We start from the raw sequence: 19,373 nt of genomic DNA, 5'->3' as shown, positions 1-19,373 counted from the left end.
ACCCTAGCCGCGGACGGCGACCTGGTGCAGGCTGCTGCGATGGACACGCTGAACATGCGCACCGGCGGCCAGGGCGAACCGGCCGTCCTCCTCCTGCACGGCCTCGGCGCGACCGGCGCGGTGTGGGCCCACTTCTCCGTCCTGCTCGACCGGCGCGTCCTGGTCCCCGACCTGCCCGGTCACGGCCTGTCCTCGCCGTTGCCGCACTACAGCTTCGAGACGCTCACCGCGGCGGTCGCCCGCGCGCTCCCGGACGGCGGGCCGCTGGTCGTCGCCGGGCACTCGCTCGGCGGGGTGCTGGCGCTGGAGCTGGCGTCCGGCCGGTACGACGTCGAGGTCGCCGGGGTGCTGGCCCTCGGCGTGAAGGTCGAGTGGAGCCAGGACGACCTGGGCCGCGCGGCGACGTTCGCGGCCCGGCCGGCCCGCGTGTTCGAGACGCGCGAGGACGCCGATCAGGCCTACCTGAAGGTCTCCGGGCTGCTCGGGATCGCGCCCGCGGACCCGGCCGGGCTTCGCGAGACCGAGGGAGGTTGGCGTCTCGCGATGGACCCGGCCGCGTCCGGCGTCGGCGCGCCGGACATGCCGGCGCTGCTCGACGCGGCGCGGTGCCCGGTCGTGCTGGCGGCGGGCGAGACCGACCCGATGAGCCGTCCGGAGCAGCTGCGCGCGCTCGACCCGGACGCGATCACTCTCGCCGGCCTCGGGCACAACGCCCACGTCGAGGACCCAGCCGCGGTCCGCGCCCTGCTGAAGCGCTTCCGCGTCTGACGGTCCGGGCGCAGCCGTCGTACCCCAGGCGACGGCTGCTCCTCGAACCCCTCGTCACCACCGGACCCGAGAAAGCCTAGGAACTCGTGGTGGACGAGCGCCTGTACTCGCGCAATATGCCGCTGTCACCCTCGGTACCTGCGAAAACGGACATCTTCGCCGATCGGTGGTACAGCTGGACCGGCACGATCGTGATGCTGAAGAGGTACGTTCCGCTCGGGCACGCGGGAGAGGACGCCTGTGGACGAAGGCCTGTCGTTCGCCGGATGGCTGCGGGAACGGCGCGTGCTCGCCGGACTGACCCAGGCCCAGCTCGCCGAGCGCGCCGGGCTGAGCCTGCGCGCGGTCCGCAACGCCGAGCTCGGCAGCGTCCGCCGTCCCCGGCCGGAGACCGCGCGGCGGCTGCGGGAAGCGCTCGCCGAAGCGCCGCCGGAGGCGGTGCGGATCGGCGTGCTGGGCCCGCTCCTGGTGCGGCGCGGGGAGTCCGAGGTCGAGATCGGGGCGGAGAAGCAGCGCCTGCTGCTCGCACTGCTGGCCCTGCAGCCGAACCGGACCGTGCGGCGCGAGGACCTCGTCGACGTCATCTGGGACGAGCCGCCGCCGTCGTGCCTCGAGCTGCTCCACACCTACGTCGCGCGGCTGCGGCGGGCGCTGCGGCCCGCCGGCCTGATCGCCACCGACAAGGGCGGCTACCGGCTCTGCGCCGGTGAGGACGAGCTCGACCTGCTGCGCTTCGAGGCGCTCCTCGAACAGGGCGAATGCCGCGAGGCACTCGAACTCTGGCGCGGCCCGGCGCTCGCCGACGTCGGACGGCTGCGCCAGCACCCCGCGCGGCTGGCACTCGCGATGCGGCGCGCCAAGGCGGTGATGACCTACGCCGGGATCGCGGACCCCGAGGACGCGGTCGTCCAGCTGCGGGTGCTGACCGCCGAGGAACCGCTGAACGAGTCCGCGCACGCCCGGCTGATGGTGGTGCTCGCCGCGTCCGGGCGGCAGGCCGCCGCGCTCGACGTCTTCGAGGAGGTCCGGCGGCGGCTGGCCGAGGAGCTCGGCATCGAACCCGGCCCGGAGCTGCGCGCGGCCCACCACCAGGTGCTGCGTCAGGACTTCGCCGCCCCGGAGCCGCCGGCCCGCGTCCCCGCCCAGCTGCCCGCGGACGTCGCCGGCTTCCGCGGCCGCACCGCCCAGCTGGCCGAGCTGGACGCCCTCCTGGCCGGCGGCGGCACGGGCGCGCGCATCGCCGTCCTGTCCGGCACCGGCGGCGTCGGCAAGACCGCCCTCGCCGTCCACTGGGCCCAGCGGCGTCGTGACGAGTTCCCGGACGGCCAGCTCCACCTCGACCTGCACGGCTACGGCCCGGTCCGGCCGGTCGACCCGGGCGACGCGCTGTCCGGGTTCCTGCGCGCCCTCGGCGTCGACGGCGCGGACATCCCGGCCGAGCCGGACGAGCGCGCCGCGAAGTTCCGCACCGTGCTCACCGCCCGGCGGATGCTGCTGGTGCTGGACAACGCGGGCTCGGTCGGGCAGGTCCGGCCGCTGCTGCCCGGCTCGCCGTCGTGCCTGGTGCTGGTGACCAGCCGGGACGCGCTGCCCGGGCTGGTCGCCCGGCACGGCGCCCGCCGGGTGCTCGTCGACCTGCTCACCGGCGACGAAGCCCGCGACCTGCTGCGGACGCTGCTCGGCCGGCGCGTCGACGACGAACCCGGCGCCACCGACGCGCTGATCGGGTACTCGGCCGGGCTGCCGCTGGCCCTGCGGCTGGTCGCGGAGCTGGCGCTGAGCCGGCCGGGCGAGCGCCTCGCCGCCCTATCCGCCGAGCTGGCCGACGAGCGGCGGCGGCTGGACCTGCTCGACGGCGGCGGGGACCCGCTGACCGCCGTCCGCGCCGTGTTCTCGTGGTCGTACCGGCACCTGGCGGCCGACGCCGCGCGCGTGTTCCGGCTCTGCGGCCTGCACCCGGGGCCCGACCTGACCCCGGCCGCCCTTGCCGCGCTCGCCGGCGTCGCGCCGCCGGAGGCGGAGCGGCTGACCGCCACGTTGGTGCGCGCCCACCTCGCCGAGCAAACCGGCGACGACCGCGTCCGGCTGCACGACCTGCTCCGCGTCTACGCCGCCGAGCTCGCGGCCGGGGAGCCGGCCGAGAGCCACGCGGCGCAGGAGCGGCTGTTCGACTTCTACGTCCGCTCGGCCGCGCAGGCCATGGACGTCGTCCTCCCGCAGGAACGGCACCTGCGCCCGCAGGTGCCGGAGCCCGACGTCAAGGTGCTCGACGCACCGGCATGGCTGGAGGCCGAGCGCCGCAACCTCCTGGCGGTCGCCGCGCACGCCACCCGGCACGGCTGGCCCGGCCACCTGCGGCTGCTGTCCGGGATCCTGTGGCACTACCTCGACGTCGGCGGCTACCACGAGGAAGCGCTGGTGCTGCACACGCACGCGTCGGCGCTGGCCCACGACGCCGGCGACCGGGTGGCCGAGGCCGAGCCGCTGACGCTGATCGCGCTGGGCCACTGGCGCGTCGGCCGGTCACGGGAGGCGTTGCGGTACCTGGAGGAAGCGCTCGTCATCGTCCGCGAGACCGGTGACCGGCGCACCGGGATCCACGTGCTCAACACTCTCGGCCTGGTCTGCCGGGCGCTGGGCCGGTTCGCCGAGGGCATCGCCTATTCGACGGAGGCGCTCGCGCTGGCCAGGGAAGCGGGCGACCGCACCAGCGAGGGCCTCGTGCTGGTGGTGCTCGGCTGCGCGTGCCGCGGCATCGGCCGCTACCGGGAAGCGGCCGGATACCTGGAAGAGGCCCTGGAACTCGCGCACGAAACCGCCGACCGGACCAGCGAGGGCTATGCGCTGGTGAACCTCGGTGACGCGTTGTCGGCGCAGGGGCGGCACGACGAAGCCGCGCGGGCCTTGGCGGACGGGCTGGAGCACTTCCGGGCCATGGGGGTGCGGGTCAGCGAGGGGTACGCGCTGCACATCCTCGGTGACGTCGAGCACGCGCGCGGCCGGTACGCCGAGGCCGCCAGGCACCTGGAGCGGGCCCTGGAAATCGCGCAGGAGACCGGAAGTCTCCCGAACCGCAGCATCGCGTTGAAGCACCTCGGCGACGTCCGGCTCGCGCAGGACCGCCCGGCGGAAGCGGCCCAGCACCTCGAAGAGGCGCTGGGCCTCGCCCGCGAATGCGGTGACCGGGGGGTGGAATCCCGTGTGCTCAACAGCCTCGGCACGCTGTCGGCCGCACGCGGCGCGAGCGCCGAAGCGCTCACATATCACCGCGAAGCCCTTGCCGTGGCGAAGGAAACGGGCTGCCGTCCCGAGCAGGGCAAGGCGCACTGCGGGCTCGGCGAAGTCCACTATGGACTCGGCGAGCCGGAGGTCGCGCGCGAGCACTGGGAACGCGCGCTCGCTTGTTACGCCGGCGAACGCGTGCCGGGCACGATCCGCGTCCAGGACCACCTGGCGGCGCTGGGCCGGCTGGTGGGGTAGCGGCGCTCGACGGCGGCGAGGTCGCTTTCGATCCGCTGGAGGTCCCGGTCGACGACGTCGCTGCTGCCCGCCAGGCGCGGTCGTCGCCGGCGGATGATCACCGCACACCTCCGGTGGCCTTGAAGAACGTGTAGTGGAAGGTGCCGTCCGCTGCGGCCGTGCGGTGGAGATCCGCGACGCCGCGGGCCCAGCCGGCCTCGTCGAGCAGCCCCCTCGCGACGGCCGTTTCGCCGACGCCTTCGACCATCGCGGTGAAGGTGTCGCGGGTGAACCCGGTGACCAGCTCGGGGCGGGACGCGTCGACGTAGACCGTCCGGGGTTCGACCGTGACGTCGCCGAAGCCCGCGTCGGCGAGCAGCGGGTACAGGCGCCGCCCGATGAGCGCGTCGCCGCCGGCGTCGGCCTGCAGACGGACGAGGCAGTCGATGGCGGCTTGGGCGTGGGCGCTGCGCGGGTGGAAGAACGCCGAGCCGTGGTCGCCCTCGATCACGGTGATCGTGCCGCCCGGCCGCAGCAGGGTTTTCAAGTGGGAGAGGGCTTTCACCGGCTCCGGCAGGTGTTCCAGCACGAAGCAGACGAAGAGGTGGTCGTACTCGCCGTCGAGATCGAACAGATCGGCCTGGTGGAAGCCGACGCCCGGCCCGACCCTCGCTCGGGCCTGGGCCAGGGAGTCCGCGGAGACGTCGACCGCGGTCAGGTGCGCGTCCGGGCTGCGGGCCACGAGGTGGACGGTCTGGGCGCCGACGCCGCAGCCGACCTCCAGCACGCGGCTGCCGGCGGGGTAGGCCGTTCCGGCGTGCAGCAACTCGGCCAGGGTGTCGGCCTGGTCGCCGAGGCGGCGGGCTTCGGGAGCGGTGTATCCGTGCACGTAGGTGGTGTCCATGAGACCAGCGTGCTGCGACAATGGCCTGATGGACAGAGCCAAACCGACGCCTGCGAAGTGGTCCATAACCTCGGGGTCGGACTTCCTTCAGCTCGACGTCCGCGAGGCGCCGCCGGGCGGGCTCGCGGACTGGCTCGCCGGCCGGCTGCGTGCCGCGATCGCCGACGGCAGGCTCCCGGTGGGCGGCCGGCTGCCCGCGTCCCGGGTGCTGGCCACCGAGCTGCGCGTGTCGCGCGGCGTGGTCACCGAGGCCTACCAGCGGCTGATCGACGACGGGCACGCCGCGGGCCGCGGCCGGGCCGGCACCGTCGTCGTCGCCGCGCCGGTGCTGCCGCCGTCACCCGCGCCCGCCCGGCCGGTGCCGGCCACGGTGATCACGCCGATGCCCGGCGTCGAGGTCTTCGACGAGATCCGCGCGGCCCCGGCCCGGATCGACCTCACGCCCGGCGTGCCCGACCTGACGGCGTTCCCGCGCGCGGCCTGGCTGCGGGCGGAGCGCGCGGTGCTCGACGAGCTCGAGCCGTCGCACTTCGGCTACGGCGACCCGCGCGGGGCGCCGGCGATGCGGCTGGCGGTGTCGCGCTGGCTGGCGCGCAACCGCGGCATCCGCGTGGACCCGGGCGAGATCATCGTGGTCGCCGGGGTCGCGCAGGCGCTGACCCTGCTCGGCGAGGTCCTGCGGCAGCACGGTCTCTCCGAGATCGCCGTGGAGGACCCGAGTTCGCTCGGCGCGCGCCAGCACCTGCACCACTGCGGCCTGGCGACGCCGCCGGTCCCGGTGGACGACGACGGCCTGCGGGTCGCCGAGCTGCGCGCTCTCGGCGCTCCGGCGGTTCTCCTGACGCCCGCCCACCAGTTCCCGACGGGCGTGGTGCTCGGTGGCGAGCGCCGTCGCGACCTGATGCGCTGGGCGGCCGACGGCGGCGTCGTCATCGAGGACGACTACGACGCCGAGCACCGGTACGACCGCGCGCCGGTGCCCGCGGTCCGGTCGATGCTGCCCGAAGTTTGTTACACAGGCAGCGTTTCGAAGCTCCTGGCGCCGGCGCTGCGCGTCGGCTGGCTGCTCGCGCCGCCCCGGTTCCACGCCGATCTCGTGGCGGCCAAGCGGTTCGCGGACCTCGGCAACGCGGTGCTCGCGCAGCTGGTGCTGGCGCGGCTCATGGAGACCGGCGAGCTGGAGCGGCAGCTGCGGGTGGTCCGGGCCCGCCATCGCCGTCGCCGCGACGCGATGATCCGTTCGCTGTCGGCTTCCGTGCCGTCCGCGGTGGTCCACGGCGCGGCGGCCGGTCTGCACCTGACGATCACGTTCGACGCCGAGGTGGACGACGTCGCGGTGGCGGCGGCCGCGCTGGCGGAGGGGGTGAAGGTGCAGCCGCTGTCCTGGCACCGGCTGCGGCCGGGACGGCCGGGGCTGGTGCTGGGGTACGCGGCCCGGACGGCGGGGGAGATCGCCGAGGGAGTCACCCTGCTCGGCCGGTTGGTGCGGTCCTCGCTTTGAGGGGCGCCGTGAGGGGGACCCCCGGTTTCAACGTTACTCGCGAGCACCGACAGTTCCGGAGCCGCGCGCCCGGGTAGTCCACAGGCCCACCGCCTCGGTGCTCAGTTGTCCACAGGCACCGTCGGTCCCGTCGGTAAAGAGTCCGCAAAGGACAGTCAAGCGAGTGTGACCACGCTCTCCCATGCGTTTCGCGACGTTGGTTGCCATACGCAAGCAAGTTGCTTAGCCTAGCTAAGGGACTGGCGAGCGGAAAGGTTGCACAGTGGCGGAACGCCGGACGTATTCGATCGCGGAACTGGGGCCGCGGTACAAGTGGATCGCGCTGTCCAACACGACGCTGGGCATGCTGATCGCCACGATCAACTCGTCGATCGTGCTGATCGCGCTGCCCGACATCTTCAAGGGCATCGGCATCAACCCCCTGGAGCCGGCCAACACCAGCTACCTCCTGTGGATGATCATGGGCTTCCTCGTGGTCACCGCGGTGCTGGTGGTGAGCTTCGGCCGGCTCGGCGACATGTACGGCCGCGCGAGGATGTACAACCTCGGCTTCGCCGTCTTCACCGCTTCCTCGATCATGCTGGCCGTGACCTGGTTCGACGGCGACGCGGCCGCGTTGTGGCTGATCGGCTGGCGGATCGTGCAGGGCGTCGGCGGCGCCTTCCTGATGGCGAACTCCTCGGCGATCCTCACCGACGCCTTCCCGGCCAACCAGCGCGGGCTGGCGCTCGGCATGAACGGCGTCGCGGCCATCGCGGGCTCGTTCCTCGGCCTGGTCGTCGGCGGGGTGCTCGCCCCGGTCGACTGGAACCTGATCTTCCTGGTCTCGGTGCCGTTCGGTGTCATCGGCACGATCTGGGCGTACCTCAAGCTGCACGACACCGGCGTCCGCAAGCACGCGCGGATGGACTGGTGGGGCAACATCACCTTCGCGGTCGGCCTGGTCACGGTGCTGATCGGCATCACATACGGCATCCAGCCCTACGGCTCCTCGCCGACCGGCTGGGGCAGCCCGTTCGTGCTGAGCTGCCTGATCGGCGGCCTGGCGGTGCTGGTCGTGTTCGTGATCATCGAGTCGAAGGTCGACAACCCGCTGTTCCGGCTGTCGCTGTTCCGGATCCGGTCGTTCACCTGGGGCAACGTCGCGAACCTGACGGCGTCCCTCGGCCGCGGCGGGCTGCAGTTCATCCTGATCATCTGGCTGCAGGGCATCTGGCTGCCCCAGCACGGCTACACGTTCGAGCAGACCCCGCTGTGGGCGGGCATCTACATGCTCCCGATGACGGTCGGCTTCCTGCTGGCGGCCCCGGTGTCCGGCGTGCTGTCCGACCGGATCGGCAGCCGCCTGCTCGCCTCGGGCGGCCTGCTCATCACGGCCGTGACGTTCCTGCTGCTCATCCTGCTGCCGGTGAACTTCGACTACTGGGCGTTCGCGGCGATCCTGCTGCTCAACGGCATCGGCATGGGCATGTTCGCCTCACCGAACCGCGCCGAGGTGATGAACAGCCTCCCGGCGGACGCCCGCGGTTCCGGCGCGGGCATGATGACGACGTTCCAGAACGCGGCGATGGTGCTCTCGATCGGCTTCTTCTTCAGCTTGATCATCGCGGGCCTGTCTTCGAGCCTGCCGTCGACGATGAGCCAGGGCCTGATCGACCACGGCGTCCCACCGGCCTCGGCGGCGGAGATCGCCAACCTCCCGGCGGTGGCGGTGCTGTTCGCGGCGTTCCTGGGCTACAACCCGATCCAGCAGCTCCTGGGCAGCCAGCTGTCGTCGCTGCCGCCAGATCAGGCGTCGTTCTTGACGGGCCGCAGCTTCTTCCCGAACTTGATTTCAGGCCCGTTCCAGTCGGGCTTGGCGGTGGCGTTCGGCTTCGCGATCGTGGTCTGCCTGATCGGCGCGGTGGCGTCCCTGCTGACGAAGGACGCCCGCCCCGCGGACGGCGAATCGGCGGGCGAAGAACTGGCGGCGGTGGCCGGGGAGCCGAGCGAGCTGGTGATGCCGGCGCACGAGCGCTGACGGTGGTTTCGAAGCCGGGGTGCCGCGAACGTGCGGCACCCGGCTTCTTCGCTCTGGCGCTGGTTCAGGCCGCGGCGAGCGCGGGCTCGGCCACCTCGGTCACCGGGGGAGCCTGCTTCGCGCGTCGCCGGACGATGATCCGGCGTCCGACGTCGATCATCGGGAGTTCGACCCAGCGGTAGAGCAGATCGGCGGCCATCAGCCCGACGATCGTCACGGCGACCGCGGTGAGCGTCCGGTGCGGCGCGAACTGCGGGATGGCCCCCGCGAGTGCCACCGCGACGACGCCCTGCATCAGGTAGAGCGAGTAGGAACGCTCCCCGATGAACCGCATCGGCCGCAGCGACAGCACCCAGGCCAACGGGCCGCCGCCGGCGACCAGCGACGGCACCAGCAGCGCGGCGAGCAGGACGTAGCCCGTGCCGGTGATCGAGCCGCCGTCGTCGTGCAGCAGTTCGGTGATCTCGCCGAACATGGTCTGGACGGCGATCAGCGCGGCGGCGACCACAAGCCCGGCGACCGGGTGCGTGAACACCCGGAGCGCGGCGAAGCCCTTGCGGTGGTGCAGCACGATCGCCAGCGTGCAGCCGATGAGGATCGGCGAGTACGCGCCCGCGTAGGGCATAAAGGGGATCAGGGCGAGCATGACGGCGACGAGGCCGACGGCGAGGCTCAGGCGCTTCACGAAGCCCAGCGCGCCAAGGCCGAACGCGAGCAGCGGCCACACGAGGTAGAACTTCTGCTCGACGCCGAGGGTCCAGGCCTGGCCGAACCAGGTCATCTGGTGGTACTCACCGACGAAGGCGACGTTCCAGGGCAGCGCCGCCACGATGCCGCTGTGCCGCAGGCCCAGGCCGCGGAAGTAGGCGAAGACGACGACCACGCCGATCACGACGTAGTAGACAGGAAGAATGCGGAACGCGCGGCGGATGTAGAACTCCGCTAGTGATACCCGGCCTGCGCGGGCTTCCTCGCGCAGTGCCAGGGTGGTGATCAGGAAGCCGGAGAGCACGAAGAACAGGTGCACCCCGATCCAGCCGTTGGCCCTCACCCAGTTGGGTCCGCCGTAGTGGAACACGACCACGAGCACGGCGGCGACGGCGCGTACGCCGTCGAGGGCCGGGAATCTTCGGGTGGCCAGATACTGGTCGTGCGTCATCATCGCTTGATCCCCCACGAGGCCTCAGCCGACTGAACCTGCCCAATGTAATCGGACGATCCACGCATTCACTCGTTGGGGTGGCATTTCGGCTTGGGGCCGCGCGCTAGCGTGCCTGACAGTGATCGGAAGTGCTGCCAAGGTGGCGGCCGTGGCGGCGCGATGTTCAAGCGGGTTTCGCGCCTGCCATGACGGCAAGAACCCGGCAGTTACTCGCGGTCGGCGCGGCCCCGGAGACCGGAATCGTCTGGGGATTTTCCGAAGGTCGTCACCGGTTATGACACCTTCGGCGAGCAGACCGAAACCCGCGACCCGAATGGGAACGTCGGGACGGTGACCTACGACCGGGCGGGCCGCGCGGTCAAGACGGCGTCCCCGGACTACCGGAAGCCGGGGGAGGCCACCGCGGCGAAGGTCGTGACGACCAAGCAGTACGACGCGCTCGGCAACCTGCTGAGCGTGACGGGCCCGGACGGCGTGATCACCCGGTACCGGTACGACCAGCTGAACCGGCCCGTGGAGCGCACCGACCCGAACCCGGAGGCCGGCGATCAGCCCGGCGGCGTGTGGCAGTACGGCTACACGACCGAAGGCGAACTGCGCTTCACCACGGATCCGACGGGTTCGCGGGTGGAAGCGACCTACGACGACCTGGGCCGGCAGGTGACGGCGACCGAACTCGGGCGTCGTCCCGCTCCGGCCGCCTACACCACCAAGCTGCGGTACGACGACGCCGGGAACCTCGTCTCTTCGACGGCACCGACCGGTGAGCTGACGAAGAACGAGTACGACGTGCTCGGGCAGCGGATCGTCACCAGGGACCCGGCGGGCGTGGTCTCGCAGTACGGATACGACTTCGCCGGACGCCAGGTGCGGCAGTCCGACGGTCACGGCCGGACGGGCTACGTGAGCCACGACCCGGCGGGGCGGGCGACCGGCTTCTACAGTCTCGATCCCGGCGAGCACGTGCTCCGCAAGAGTGCCGCCGGTTACGACGCGGACGGCAACAAGGTCTCGGTGACCGACGCACTGGGCCGCACCACCCGGTTCGGGTACGACTCCCGTGGTCTCCTGGTCCAGCAGCAGGAGCCGGTTTCGGACACGTCCTCGATCACGACGTCGTTCGGCTACGACGCAGCTGGCAATCGGACGAGGTCGACCGACGGCCGCGGCAACAGCACCATCGAGACGTACAACGTCCTGGGCCTGTCCGAGTCGGTGATCGAACTGGCGACGGCGGCACATCCGGCCGCGGCGGATCGCACGTGGACGACCTCGTACGACCTCGCCGGCCAGCCGGCGCGCGTGCAGGCACCGGGCGGCGTGGTCCGTGAGCGGACGTTCGACGCGCTGGGCCTGCTGCGACTGGAGACGGGTAGCGGCGCCGCGCAACCGACACCGGATCGCGTCCAGCGGTTCGACCTGACCGGGCGGCTGCTGGCGGTGAACGCACCGAGCGGCGAGAAGACGTTCACGTACGACGATCGTGGCGACCTGCTGACCAGCACCGGGCCGCTGTCGGGCACGGCGACCTACTCCTACGACGGCTCCGGGCGTGTCGACGGTTCGGGCACCGCGGTGTTCGGCTACGACAAAGCGCGTCTGTCGACCCAGAAGGACGGCCTGACGGGCGTCGAGCAGAAGCTCGGCTACGACGACGCGGGCAACCTCGGCTCGATCGACTACGGCGGCGGTCGTATCCGCACGTACGGATACGACGACCTCGGCCGGCAGAAGAGCGACGGTCTCAAGGGCGCCGACGGTACCCCGCTCGCCACGCTCGAGTACGACTCCAAACGCTCACTTTCCGCCGAATCAACGCGTCTTGGATGCAATGAAACAGCAGCCTATCGACGTATGTGGATTTGATTGCTCCGAGATATCTGAAAACTTGCTGGCCGCAGCCGGGCAAGAGGGGAAGATCGTCGCTTTCAAGGGGAAGGGGAAGACCTTGCTGGTTCCGGAAGGTTCGAGCACGGTCGAGTATACGTTCCACCACGTGTACACTGACGGCAAGTACGCGTATGATCCGCGGCTGAGTATGAACGCGATCCCGTGGGGAGACTACATGAGGAGAATGAAGTCCCTTAATGACGGCTTGCGGTGGGGAAGGCGAGGATTTGCGGGGCCGTTCTCGTGATCGATTCGACGTTGGTTCTGGAAGCACTTTCAGCTCGCGGAGTGGTTTCCTGGGCGCGTATGTCCGTGGGTGCTGACCCTGTCGACGGGTTGGTTCGACCGCCTTTTGTGGTCTGGAGATACAGTAATCCGAATTCTGGCTTGGACGATCGATTCAATAGGATTACAGAAGAGTTTTCCGGGTCCTTTGAGTGGCGGTTCGACAGTTCAATGCGAAATTGGACTCTGACCCCGAACTTCGTGCGACTGGGATTGTTGGCCGCAGATTCGCAAGATGTCGATGCGTTGACTCGGATCAAGAGAACATCTCAGTCGGCCTGTATTGCTGCAACTGATGAGTTGGAGATTCTCATGGATGAATTTGCTGGCTGCTGATGACTGTTGAGTGCCATGTGAGAACCGGTGGCCGACGCGAAATTTCACGACGGCGATGATCCAGTGTGGTGGCGAGATGGCCGAAATTCTGATTTATCAGCCGACGATGGCTCGCTGGATCTTCACCGGGTGTGCCGGCGCCCCGTCCAGCGGTCCGTTCGGATCGGTGGGGATGATCCCGTCCTCGACCATCCGGTCGATCGCCGACATCCCTTGAACGACCCGCCCCATCACCGAGTAATTCGCCGGGATGTTCGCGAACGAGTGCACGATGAAGAACTCCGACCCGTTCGTCCCCGGCCCCTGGTTCCCCATCGCGATCGTTCCGCGCGGATACGTCTCCGTCCCGGTCACCTCGTCCGGGAACTTGTACCCCGGCCCGCCCTTCTCCACCTCATAGATGTCCCCGCACTGAAGAACACCAAGCCGAGCGGAGTTGGAAAGCCGCCAGCACTGAGACCGGTCATAGAACCGCTGCAAAACCAGCGAAACCATGTTGTGCACCGCGCAAGGCGCAGCCCCGCCACGATCCAGCCGCACGGTCACCGGCCCGTAGTTGAAGCGGAACGTCACATCCACGGTCCCGCGCGTCGAAGCGAACGGCAAAGGACGCACCACTGGCCGCGCAGCAGGGTTGTCGGGGGTCGGCGTGAACGTGCACCGGACCAACGGCACCGAAGCCGACGCCGGAGCGGCAGGCGCCACCAAGGCGTCCAACACGAAAAGAACAGCCAGACCCCAGTGCAGCTTCATGACCCGCGACGTTAGCGGGTCACCAACTACTTGCGCCAGGCCGTGCGCTGCTTGCGGATGTCCAGCACCAGCAGCAGGACCAGGAACGCCGCCAGGCCGACCAGCCAGACGTTCTCGGTGTTGTTCTCGTGGTTGCCCTTGATCATCACCAGCAGGATGATCGCGCTGACCCAGCCGGCGATGCGGGTGGCCTTCGGGAACGAGCCGTGCCAGCCCCAGGCCGCGGACGGCTCGTCGCGCGGGTCGACCTCGGGCCGCCTCTTCTCGACCGCCTTGCCTGCCACGATGAACTCCTCAAACCCCGTGAACCTCGGACCCGCCGATGATCCCACACCTCCGGGTGCGCCGCGGACACGGCCCGCGCGACAATGACCGGCGATGACTACCTCGCGAAGCGTTCTCGTGCTCGGCTCGACCGGGTCCATCGGCGTGCAGGCCCTCGACGTCGCGGCGCGCAACCCGCACCTGTTCCGGGTGGCCGGGATCGCCGCGGGCGGCGCCGATCCGGCGGCCCTCGCCGCGCAGGCGCTCGCCCACGGCGTCGACGCCGTCGCCGTGACCCGGGCCACGGCCGCCGAAGACGTGCAGCTCGCGCTGTACGCCGAGGCGCAGAAGCGCGGCTACGACCAGGGCGAGTTCAAGCTCCCGAGGCTCTTCGCGGGCTCCGACGCCGTCACCGAGCTGATCGACGCCATCCCCGTCGACACCGTCCTCAACGCGCTCCCCGGCTCCCGGGGCCTCGAGCCCACGCTCAAAGCGCTCGCCACCGGCGCCACGCTCGCGCTCGCCAACAAGGAGTCGCTCATCGCCGGCGGGCCGCTGGTCCTCGCCGCGGCGAAGCCCGGCCAGCTGGTGCCGGTCGACTCCGAGCACTCGGCGATCGCGCAGGCGCTGCGTGCCGGGCACCGGAGCGAGGTCGCCCGGCTCGTCCTCACCGCCTCCGGCGGCCCGTTCCGCGGGCGCAAGCGCGCCGAGCTGGCCGGCGTCACCGTCGAGCAGGCGATGGCGCACCCGACCTGGTCGATGGGCCCGCTGATCACCATCAACTCCGCGACCCTGGTCAACAAGGGGCTGGAGCTGATCGAGGCGGCGCTGCTGTTCGACATCGAGCCGGCGCGGATCGACGTCACCGTGCACCCGCAGTCGATCGTGCACTCGATGGTGACGTTCGCCGACGGCTCCACGATCGCCCAGGCCAGCCCGCCCGACATGCGGCTGCCGATCGCGCTCGCGCTGCACTGGCCGGACCGGGTCCCCGGCGCCGCCCCCGCGTGCGCCTGGGACAAGGCCGCGACCTGGACCTTCGAGCCGCTCGACGACGAGGCCTTCCCGGCCGTCGAGCTGGCCCGGCACTGCGGCAGCGTGGGCGGCTGCCTGCCCGCGGTGTACAACGCCGCGAACGAGGAGCTCGTGGCCGCTTTCCTCGCGCAGAACACCAGCTTCACGTCGATAGTGGACACTGTTTCCGAGGTGGTGGGAGCCGCCGACGAATGGCGTCGCGAACCACGCGACGTCGAGGACGTACTCGCGGCCGAGCGCTGGGCTCGCGCGCGGGCCGGTTCGATCATCGAGGGGAAGTAGCGGGTGCTCGCCTACATCATCGGTGTGGTGCTCTTCGCACTGGGGATCTGTGTCTCGGTCGCACTGCACGAGGCCGGTCACATGATCACCGCGAAGGCCTTCGGCATGAAGGTCCGCCGGTACTTCGTGGGCTTCGGGCCCACGGTGTTCTCGTGGCGCCGCGGGGAGACCGAATACGGCCTGAAGTGGATCCCGCTCGGCGGGTTCTGCGACATCGCCGGCATGACCGCGCTCGACGAGGTGACGCCGGACGAGGCGCCGCGCGCGATGTGGCGGTTCAAGACCTGGAAGCGCACCGTCGTGATGTCGGCCGGGTCGATCACCCACTTCATCCTCGGTTTCGTGGTGCTCTACCTGATGGCCGTGACGATGGGGCTGCCGAACCTGACTCCCGCCGATCCCTCGCCGGTGCTGGCGTCGACGTCCTGCGCGCGGACGGCGACGACCGAGGCCCAGGCCAAGGACACCACCTGCCCGCAGGGTGCCGCGCGCCCGGCGGAGGCGGCCGGTCTGCGGGCCGGCGACAAGGTACTGGCGGTCGGCGGCAAGCCGGTCGCGACCTGGCAGGAGATGCTGGCCGCCGTGCAGGCCACCAGCGGCCCGACGGTGTTCGCGGTGCAGCGCGGCGACCAGCGGCTGTCGCTCGTCGTCGACGTGCCGAAGGTGCAGCGCTGGAGCAGCGCCGGCGTCCGTGAGGTCGGCATGATCGGCGCGTCGCCGGTGGTGCCCGCGATCACCACGCAGTACGACCCGGTCGCCGCGATCGGCGCCACGTTCAGCTTCACCGGCACGATGTTCGCCGAGACGGCCCAGCGGCTCGTCGAGTTCCCGGAGCGCATCCCGGCGGTGGTCACCGCGATCTTCGGTGGCGAGCGCGACCCGAACACCCCGGTCAGCGTCGTCGGCGCGAGCCGGATCGGCGGCGAGGCGGTCGAGCAGGGCATCTGGGTGCTGTTCTTCTTCCTGCTGGCCAGCCTGAACTTCTTCATCGGCGTGTTCAACCTGCTGCCGCTGCTGCCGCTCGACGGCGGCCACATCGCGGTGGTCTGGTACGAGCGCGTCCGCGACTGGATCCGCGGGCTGCGGGGCAAGGCGGCCGGCGGCCCGGTGGACTACACGAAGCTGTCCGGCATCACGATGGTCCTGGTGCTCATCGGCGGCGCGGTGACCCTACTCACGGTGACGGCGGACATCGTCAACCCGATTCGTCTGCAGTAGTGCCCCGCCACGGAGGGATTCCGGTCCCTCCGTGGCGGTTCACTCCGCGCGTAACGCTGCTCACCGTGACGGTTGACATGGTGACGGTGGCCCAGTAGGGGTAGGTACGCTGGAGGCCGTGACCGTCGCACTCGGTATGCCCGCCCTGCCCCCGCCCGTCCTGTCCGAGCGCCGCAAGACCCGCCAGCTCCAGGTGGGCTCGGTCGGCGTCGGGAGCGACTTCCCGATCTCCGTCCAGTCGATGACGACGACGCTCACCTCCGACGTCAACGCGACCCTGCAGCAGATCGCCGAGCTGACCGCCGCGGGCTGCGACATCGTCCGCGTGGCGTGCCCGTCGGCCGACGACGCCGAGGCGCTGCCCGCGATCGCGCGCAAGTCGCAGATCCCGGTGATCGCCGACATCCACTTCCAGCCGAAGTACGTCTTCGCCGCGATCGAGGCCGGCTGCGCCGCGGTGCGCGTCAACCCGGGCAACATCCGGAAGTTCGACGACCAGGTCAAGGAGATCGCCCAGGCGGCGAAGGACCACGGCACGCCGATCCGGATCGGCGTCAACGCCGGCTCGCTCGACAAGCGGATCATGGACAAGTACGGCAAGGCGACGCCGGAGGCGCTGGCCGAGTCGGCGCTGTGGGAGGCGTCGCTGTTCGCCGAACACGACTTCCACGACATCAAGATCTCGGTGAAGCACAACGACCCGGTCGTCATGGTGCGCGCCTACGAGATCCTCGCCGAGCAGTGCGACTACCCGCTGCACCTCGGCGTCACCGAGGCGGGCCCGGCGTTCCAGGGCACGATCAAGTCGGCCGTCGCGTTCGGCGCGCTGCTGCGCCAGGGCATCGGCGACACCATCCGCGTTTCGCTGTCCGCGCCGCCGGTCGAAGAGGTCAAGGTCGGCATCCAGATCCTGCAGTCGCTGAACCTCAAGCAGCGCAAGCTGGAGATCGTGTCGTGCCCGTCGTGCGGGCGCGCGCAGGTGGACGTCTACACCCTCGCCGAGCAGGTCACCGCCGGGCTCGAGGGGATGGAGATCCCGCTGCGTGTGGCCGTCATGGGCTGCGTCGTCAACGGCCCCGGCGAGGCCCGCGAGGCCGACCTCGGCGTCGCTTCGGGCAACGGCAAGGGCCAGATCTTCGTCAAGGGCGAGGTCATCAAGACCGTGCCCGAGCACGCGATCGTGGAGACGCTCATCGAAGAGGCCATGCGCATCGCCGAGGCGGCGGGCGAGTCCCTCGGCGAGGGCGCGCCGGTGGTCACCGCTGGCTGAAGCTGCTGACGGACGTTGTCCTCGAGGCATCGTCCGTTGTGGCCAACCGGGCCATGAACCGCGAGCGCCGGCTGGCCGGCCGCGACGGCTATTCGCGCGTCCTCGGATTCGACATCCTGGGCCTGCCGCCGGGCGCTCGCTGGCTCGATCTCTGCTGCGGCAGCGGGCGCGCGCTGCTGCGAGCGGCGTCGTGGCTGGACGAAGACGGCGTCTTCGTGGCGAACTTCGACGCGGCCTCCCTTCGCCTGCCGGATGGTGCTCCGGCGGCCCGGCGGGTCCTCCCGGCGTTGCGCGAGGCGGGCTTCGCGTACGACTCGCGGGCCCGCCGCGTCCGGCGCACCGGCCGGTTCACCGGCGCCCTGCCGTTCCGGTACCTCGGCGCGGACGACCGGGCCGGCCCGAACTACACGGGCCAGCCCGCGGTCCACTCGTACTACGAGTCAGCCCTGTAGGTGGTGCTGGGCGGCGTCGCGGATCTGGAGGCGGACGTTCTCCAGCGCGGCGGCGACCTCGTCGATCTGCTGCGACGCCAGCTGGATGGCCCCCTGGATCGCGGTCGCGGTCGAGGTCTCCCCGAGCAGACCGAGCACCTGCGCCTGCAGGTCTTCGAGGTCGCTCTTGGTGGCGAGTGCGATGCCGGTGGGCACCTGGTCGGCGAGCAGCTCCAGCTGCTGCGCCTGCTCCTGGATCGTCATCGGCGTTCCTTCCGCGGTGGGGACCACCTCCGTGTTAGCAGACCCCCGAACTGCCGGTGGTGACGGTTAGGCTGGCATCGTGAGCGTGACCTGGGCCGTCCGCGAGCCGCACCCGGCGGTGCGGCCGCTGGTCACGCGCTATGTCGGGTACGCGCAGGACGACGTGACGCTGGCCGTCCACCGCGGTCTGCCGTCCCGGCATGTGACGCTCGTCATCAGCCTGGCCGGGCCGGTCCGGATGGCCGGGCACAGCCTGCAGGCGCTGGTCGGCGGCCTGCACACGCGTGCGGTGCTGATCCGGCAGGACCGCGTGCAGGAGGGGCTTCAGCTGGAGCTCGACCCGCTGGGCGTGCGCACGCTCTTCGGGGTCGCCGCGGCGGAGCTGAGCGGCGAGGTGTGTGATCTGGCCGAGTTCGGCCTGGGCTCGTTGCCGGACCGGCTGCGGGAGCTGCCGACCTGGCGGGCGCGGTTCGCGCTGCTCGACGACGTGCTGGCCGCGCGGGCGGTGGAGCCGGTCGCGCCACCGCCCGAGCTGGGGGAGGCGTGGCGCCGGATGCGCGGGGCCGACGGCCGGGTGCGCGTCGCGGACCTGGCCGGCGAGGTCGGCTGGAGCCGCCGTCACCTGGGCGAGCGGTTCCGCGTGGAGCTGGGCCTGGCGCCGAAGCAGGCGGCGCGGGTGCTGCGGTTCGAACGGGCCGGGCGGCTGCTGCGGCGGGGGCACACCGACCTGGCCGCGCTGGCCGTCGAGTGCGGGTTCTACGACCAGGCGCACCTGACCAACGAGTGGCGCGCGCTGGCCGGGTGCACGCCGGGGACGTGGATCGCCGAGGAGCTCCCGTTCCTCCAAGACGAGCGGGTCCCGGCCGGGCGAGACTCGCCGGCATGACTCCTGTTCCGAACGTGTGGCCCGCCCTGCGCTACGACGACGCTCCGGCGGCGGTCCGTTTCCTCGTCGACGTCCTGGGTTTCACCGAGACGCTGGTGGTGCCCGATGGCGATCTGATCGCGCACGCGGAGCTGCACTGGCCGGAGGGCGGCGCGGTGATGCTGGGCAGCGTCCGCCCGCCGGACGGCGTGCACGACGCGATGAAGCCGGGCGCGAGCGCGGTGTATGTGGTGTCCGACCAGGTGGACGAGATCTACGCGATGGCGCGGGAGGCGGGCGCGGAGATCACGGCGGAGCTGACCGACACGGACTATGGCTCGCACACGTTCAGCCTCCGCGACCCGGAGGGCAACTCCTGGACGATCGGCACCTACCGCGGCGCTCCCTGACCGGAGCCGGCCGGCCGAGGGGCGGCGACCGGACCCGTCCCTCAGCCCACCGGCTTCTCGAAGGTGACCAGCAACCCGTCGACCCCGCCGGGTCCCACGCGCCCCTTCACCTCCGCCGAGGTGATGGTCTTCAGCTGCCAGCCGTCGGCGGCGTGGTCGTTGAGCAGCTTCTCGAGCTTCCCGCCGGACATCTTGCCCCCGACGAGCTTCTCCCGGACTTCGACGACCTTGTATGTGTACCGCTGCATGGCTTCGA

At 71.0% G+C, this 19,373-nt stretch carries 17 protein-coding genes; 11 read left to right on the top strand and 6 right to left on the bottom strand.

Going from position 1 to position 19,373, the window contains the following annotated elements; all coding sequences use genetic code 11:
- Positions 1 to 39: 39 nt before the first annotated feature.
- Both AB0M82_RS26415 and AB0M82_RS26410 read left to right on the top strand, forming a co-directional pair.
- Positions 40 to 768: an alpha/beta fold hydrolase gene (locus AB0M82_RS26415; protein ID WP_364727013.1), complete on the top strand. Its 729-nt coding sequence runs from the start codon at positions 40 to 42 to the stop codon at positions 766 to 768.
- A 240-nt stretch (positions 769 to 1,008) separates the two neighbouring features.
- Positions 1,009 to 4,248 carry a tetratricopeptide repeat protein gene (locus AB0M82_RS26410; protein WP_364727010.1) on the top strand — a complete coding sequence of 1,080 codons (3,240 nt, stop codon included), beginning with the start codon at positions 1,009 to 1,011 and terminating at the stop codon, positions 4,246 to 4,248.
- A gap of 97 nt (positions 4,249 to 4,345) precedes the next feature.
- On the opposite strand, the gene AB0M82_RS26405 is transcribed toward AB0M82_RS26410, so the two are convergent.
- On the bottom strand, positions 4,346 to 5,131 hold the full coding sequence (locus tag AB0M82_RS26405) for a methyltransferase domain-containing protein (RefSeq protein WP_364727008.1): 786 nt from the start codon (positions 5,129 to 5,131) through the stop codon (positions 4,346 to 4,348).
- A gap of 28 nt (positions 5,132 to 5,159) precedes the next feature.
- Between AB0M82_RS26405 and AB0M82_RS26400 the strand changes: the two genes are divergently transcribed.
- Positions 5,160 to 6,632: a PLP-dependent aminotransferase family protein gene (locus tag AB0M82_RS26400; protein WP_364727006.1), complete on the top strand. Its 1,473-nt coding sequence runs from the start codon at positions 5,160 to 5,162 to the stop codon at positions 6,630 to 6,632.
- Positions 6,633 to 6,894: 262 nt separating this feature from the next.
- Positions 6,895 to 8,652: an MFS transporter gene (locus AB0M82_RS26395; protein WP_364727003.1), complete on the top strand. Its 1,758-nt coding sequence runs from the start codon at positions 6,895 to 6,897 to the stop codon at positions 8,650 to 8,652.
- 64 nt (positions 8,653 to 8,716) lie between these two features.
- Here AB0M82_RS26395 and AB0M82_RS26390 read toward each other — a convergent pair whose 3' ends face one another.
- On the bottom strand, positions 8,717 to 9,814 hold the full coding sequence (locus AB0M82_RS26390) for an acyltransferase (protein WP_364727000.1): 1,098 nt from the start codon (positions 9,812 to 9,814) through the stop codon (positions 8,717 to 8,719).
- A gap of 330 nt (positions 9,815 to 10,144) precedes the next feature.
- Between AB0M82_RS26390 and AB0M82_RS26385 the strand changes: the two genes are divergently transcribed.
- Positions 10,145 to 11,680 carry a hypothetical protein gene (locus AB0M82_RS26385; RefSeq protein ID WP_364726998.1) on the top strand — a complete coding sequence of 512 codons (1,536 nt, stop codon included), beginning with the start codon at positions 10,145 to 10,147 and terminating at the stop codon, positions 11,678 to 11,680.
- 741 nt (positions 11,681 to 12,421) lie between these two features.
- Here AB0M82_RS26385 and AB0M82_RS26380 read toward each other — a convergent pair.
- Both AB0M82_RS26380 and AB0M82_RS26375 read right to left on the bottom strand, forming a co-directional pair.
- Positions 12,422 to 13,078 carry a peptidylprolyl isomerase gene (locus AB0M82_RS26380; protein ID WP_364726996.1) on the bottom strand — a complete coding sequence of 219 codons (657 nt, stop codon included), beginning with the start codon at positions 13,076 to 13,078 and terminating at the stop codon, positions 12,422 to 12,424.
- 26 nt (positions 13,079 to 13,104) lie between these two features.
- Positions 13,105 to 13,362, bottom strand: a complete 258-nt coding sequence (locus AB0M82_RS26375; RefSeq protein WP_043786955.1) for a DUF2631 domain-containing protein — start codon at positions 13,360 to 13,362, stop codon at positions 13,105 to 13,107.
- 94 nt (positions 13,363 to 13,456) lie between these two features.
- Between AB0M82_RS26375 and dxr the strand changes: the two genes are divergently transcribed.
- From dxr to AB0M82_RS26355, 4 genes are all read left to right on the top strand, one after another.
- Positions 13,457 to 14,659 (top strand): 1-deoxy-D-xylulose-5-phosphate reductoisomerase, encoded by a 1,203-nt coding sequence (dxr, locus tag AB0M82_RS26370; RefSeq protein WP_364726993.1) that lies wholly within the window; start codon positions 13,457 to 13,459, stop codon positions 14,657 to 14,659.
- Positions 14,660 to 14,662: 3 nt separating this feature from the next.
- Positions 14,663 to 15,877 (top strand): site-2 protease family protein, encoded by a 1,215-nt coding sequence (locus AB0M82_RS26365; protein ID WP_364726990.1) that lies wholly within the window; start codon positions 14,663 to 14,665, stop codon positions 15,875 to 15,877.
- Positions 15,878 to 15,995: 118 nt separating this feature from the next.
- Positions 15,996 to 17,147 (top strand): flavodoxin-dependent (E)-4-hydroxy-3-methylbut-2-enyl-diphosphate synthase, encoded by a 1,152-nt coding sequence (ispG, locus tag AB0M82_RS26360; RefSeq protein WP_364726988.1) that lies wholly within the window; start codon positions 15,996 to 15,998, stop codon positions 17,145 to 17,147.
- 53 nt (positions 17,148 to 17,200) lie between these two features.
- Positions 17,201 to 17,599, top strand: a complete 399-nt coding sequence (locus AB0M82_RS26355) for a hypothetical protein (RefSeq protein WP_364726986.1) — start codon at positions 17,201 to 17,203, stop codon at positions 17,597 to 17,599.
- Here AB0M82_RS26355 and AB0M82_RS26350 read toward each other — a convergent pair.
- The gene (locus AB0M82_RS26350; RefSeq protein ID WP_003057586.1) at positions 17,588 to 17,842 is read right to left on the bottom strand and encodes a hypothetical protein; all 255 of its coding nucleotides are present in this window, start codon (positions 17,840 to 17,842) and stop codon (positions 17,588 to 17,590) included. The two genes, AB0M82_RS26355 and AB0M82_RS26350, sit on opposite strands and share 12 nt — an antisense overlap.
- A 79-nt stretch (positions 17,843 to 17,921) precedes the next feature.
- Between AB0M82_RS26350 and AB0M82_RS26345 the strand changes: the two genes are divergently transcribed.
- Entirely contained in the window at positions 17,922 to 18,728 is an 807-nt protein-coding gene (locus AB0M82_RS26345) for an AraC family transcriptional regulator (protein ID WP_364726984.1), read from the top strand.
- A complete protein-coding gene (locus tag AB0M82_RS26340) occupies positions 18,725 to 19,117 on the top strand; it encodes a VOC family protein (protein WP_364726982.1) in 393 nt (130 codons plus the stop codon). Before AB0M82_RS26345 ends, AB0M82_RS26340 begins: the two co-directional genes overlap by 4 nt.
- 41 nt (positions 19,118 to 19,158) lie before the next feature.
- On the opposite strand, the gene AB0M82_RS26335 is transcribed toward AB0M82_RS26340, so the two are convergent.
- Positions 19,159 to 19,365, bottom strand: coding sequence for a DUF4177 domain-containing protein (locus AB0M82_RS26335; protein ID WP_364726980.1), 207 nt, complete (start codon positions 19,363 to 19,365; stop codon positions 19,159 to 19,161).
- Positions 19,366 to 19,373: the final 8 nt, after the last annotated feature.

Source organism: Amycolatopsis sp. NPDC051128 (genome assembly GCF_040682715.1).
GTDB lineage: Bacteria > Actinomycetota > Actinomycetes > Mycobacteriales > Pseudonocardiaceae > Amycolatopsis.
This window is presented reverse-complemented; position numbering and strand designations above follow the sequence as displayed.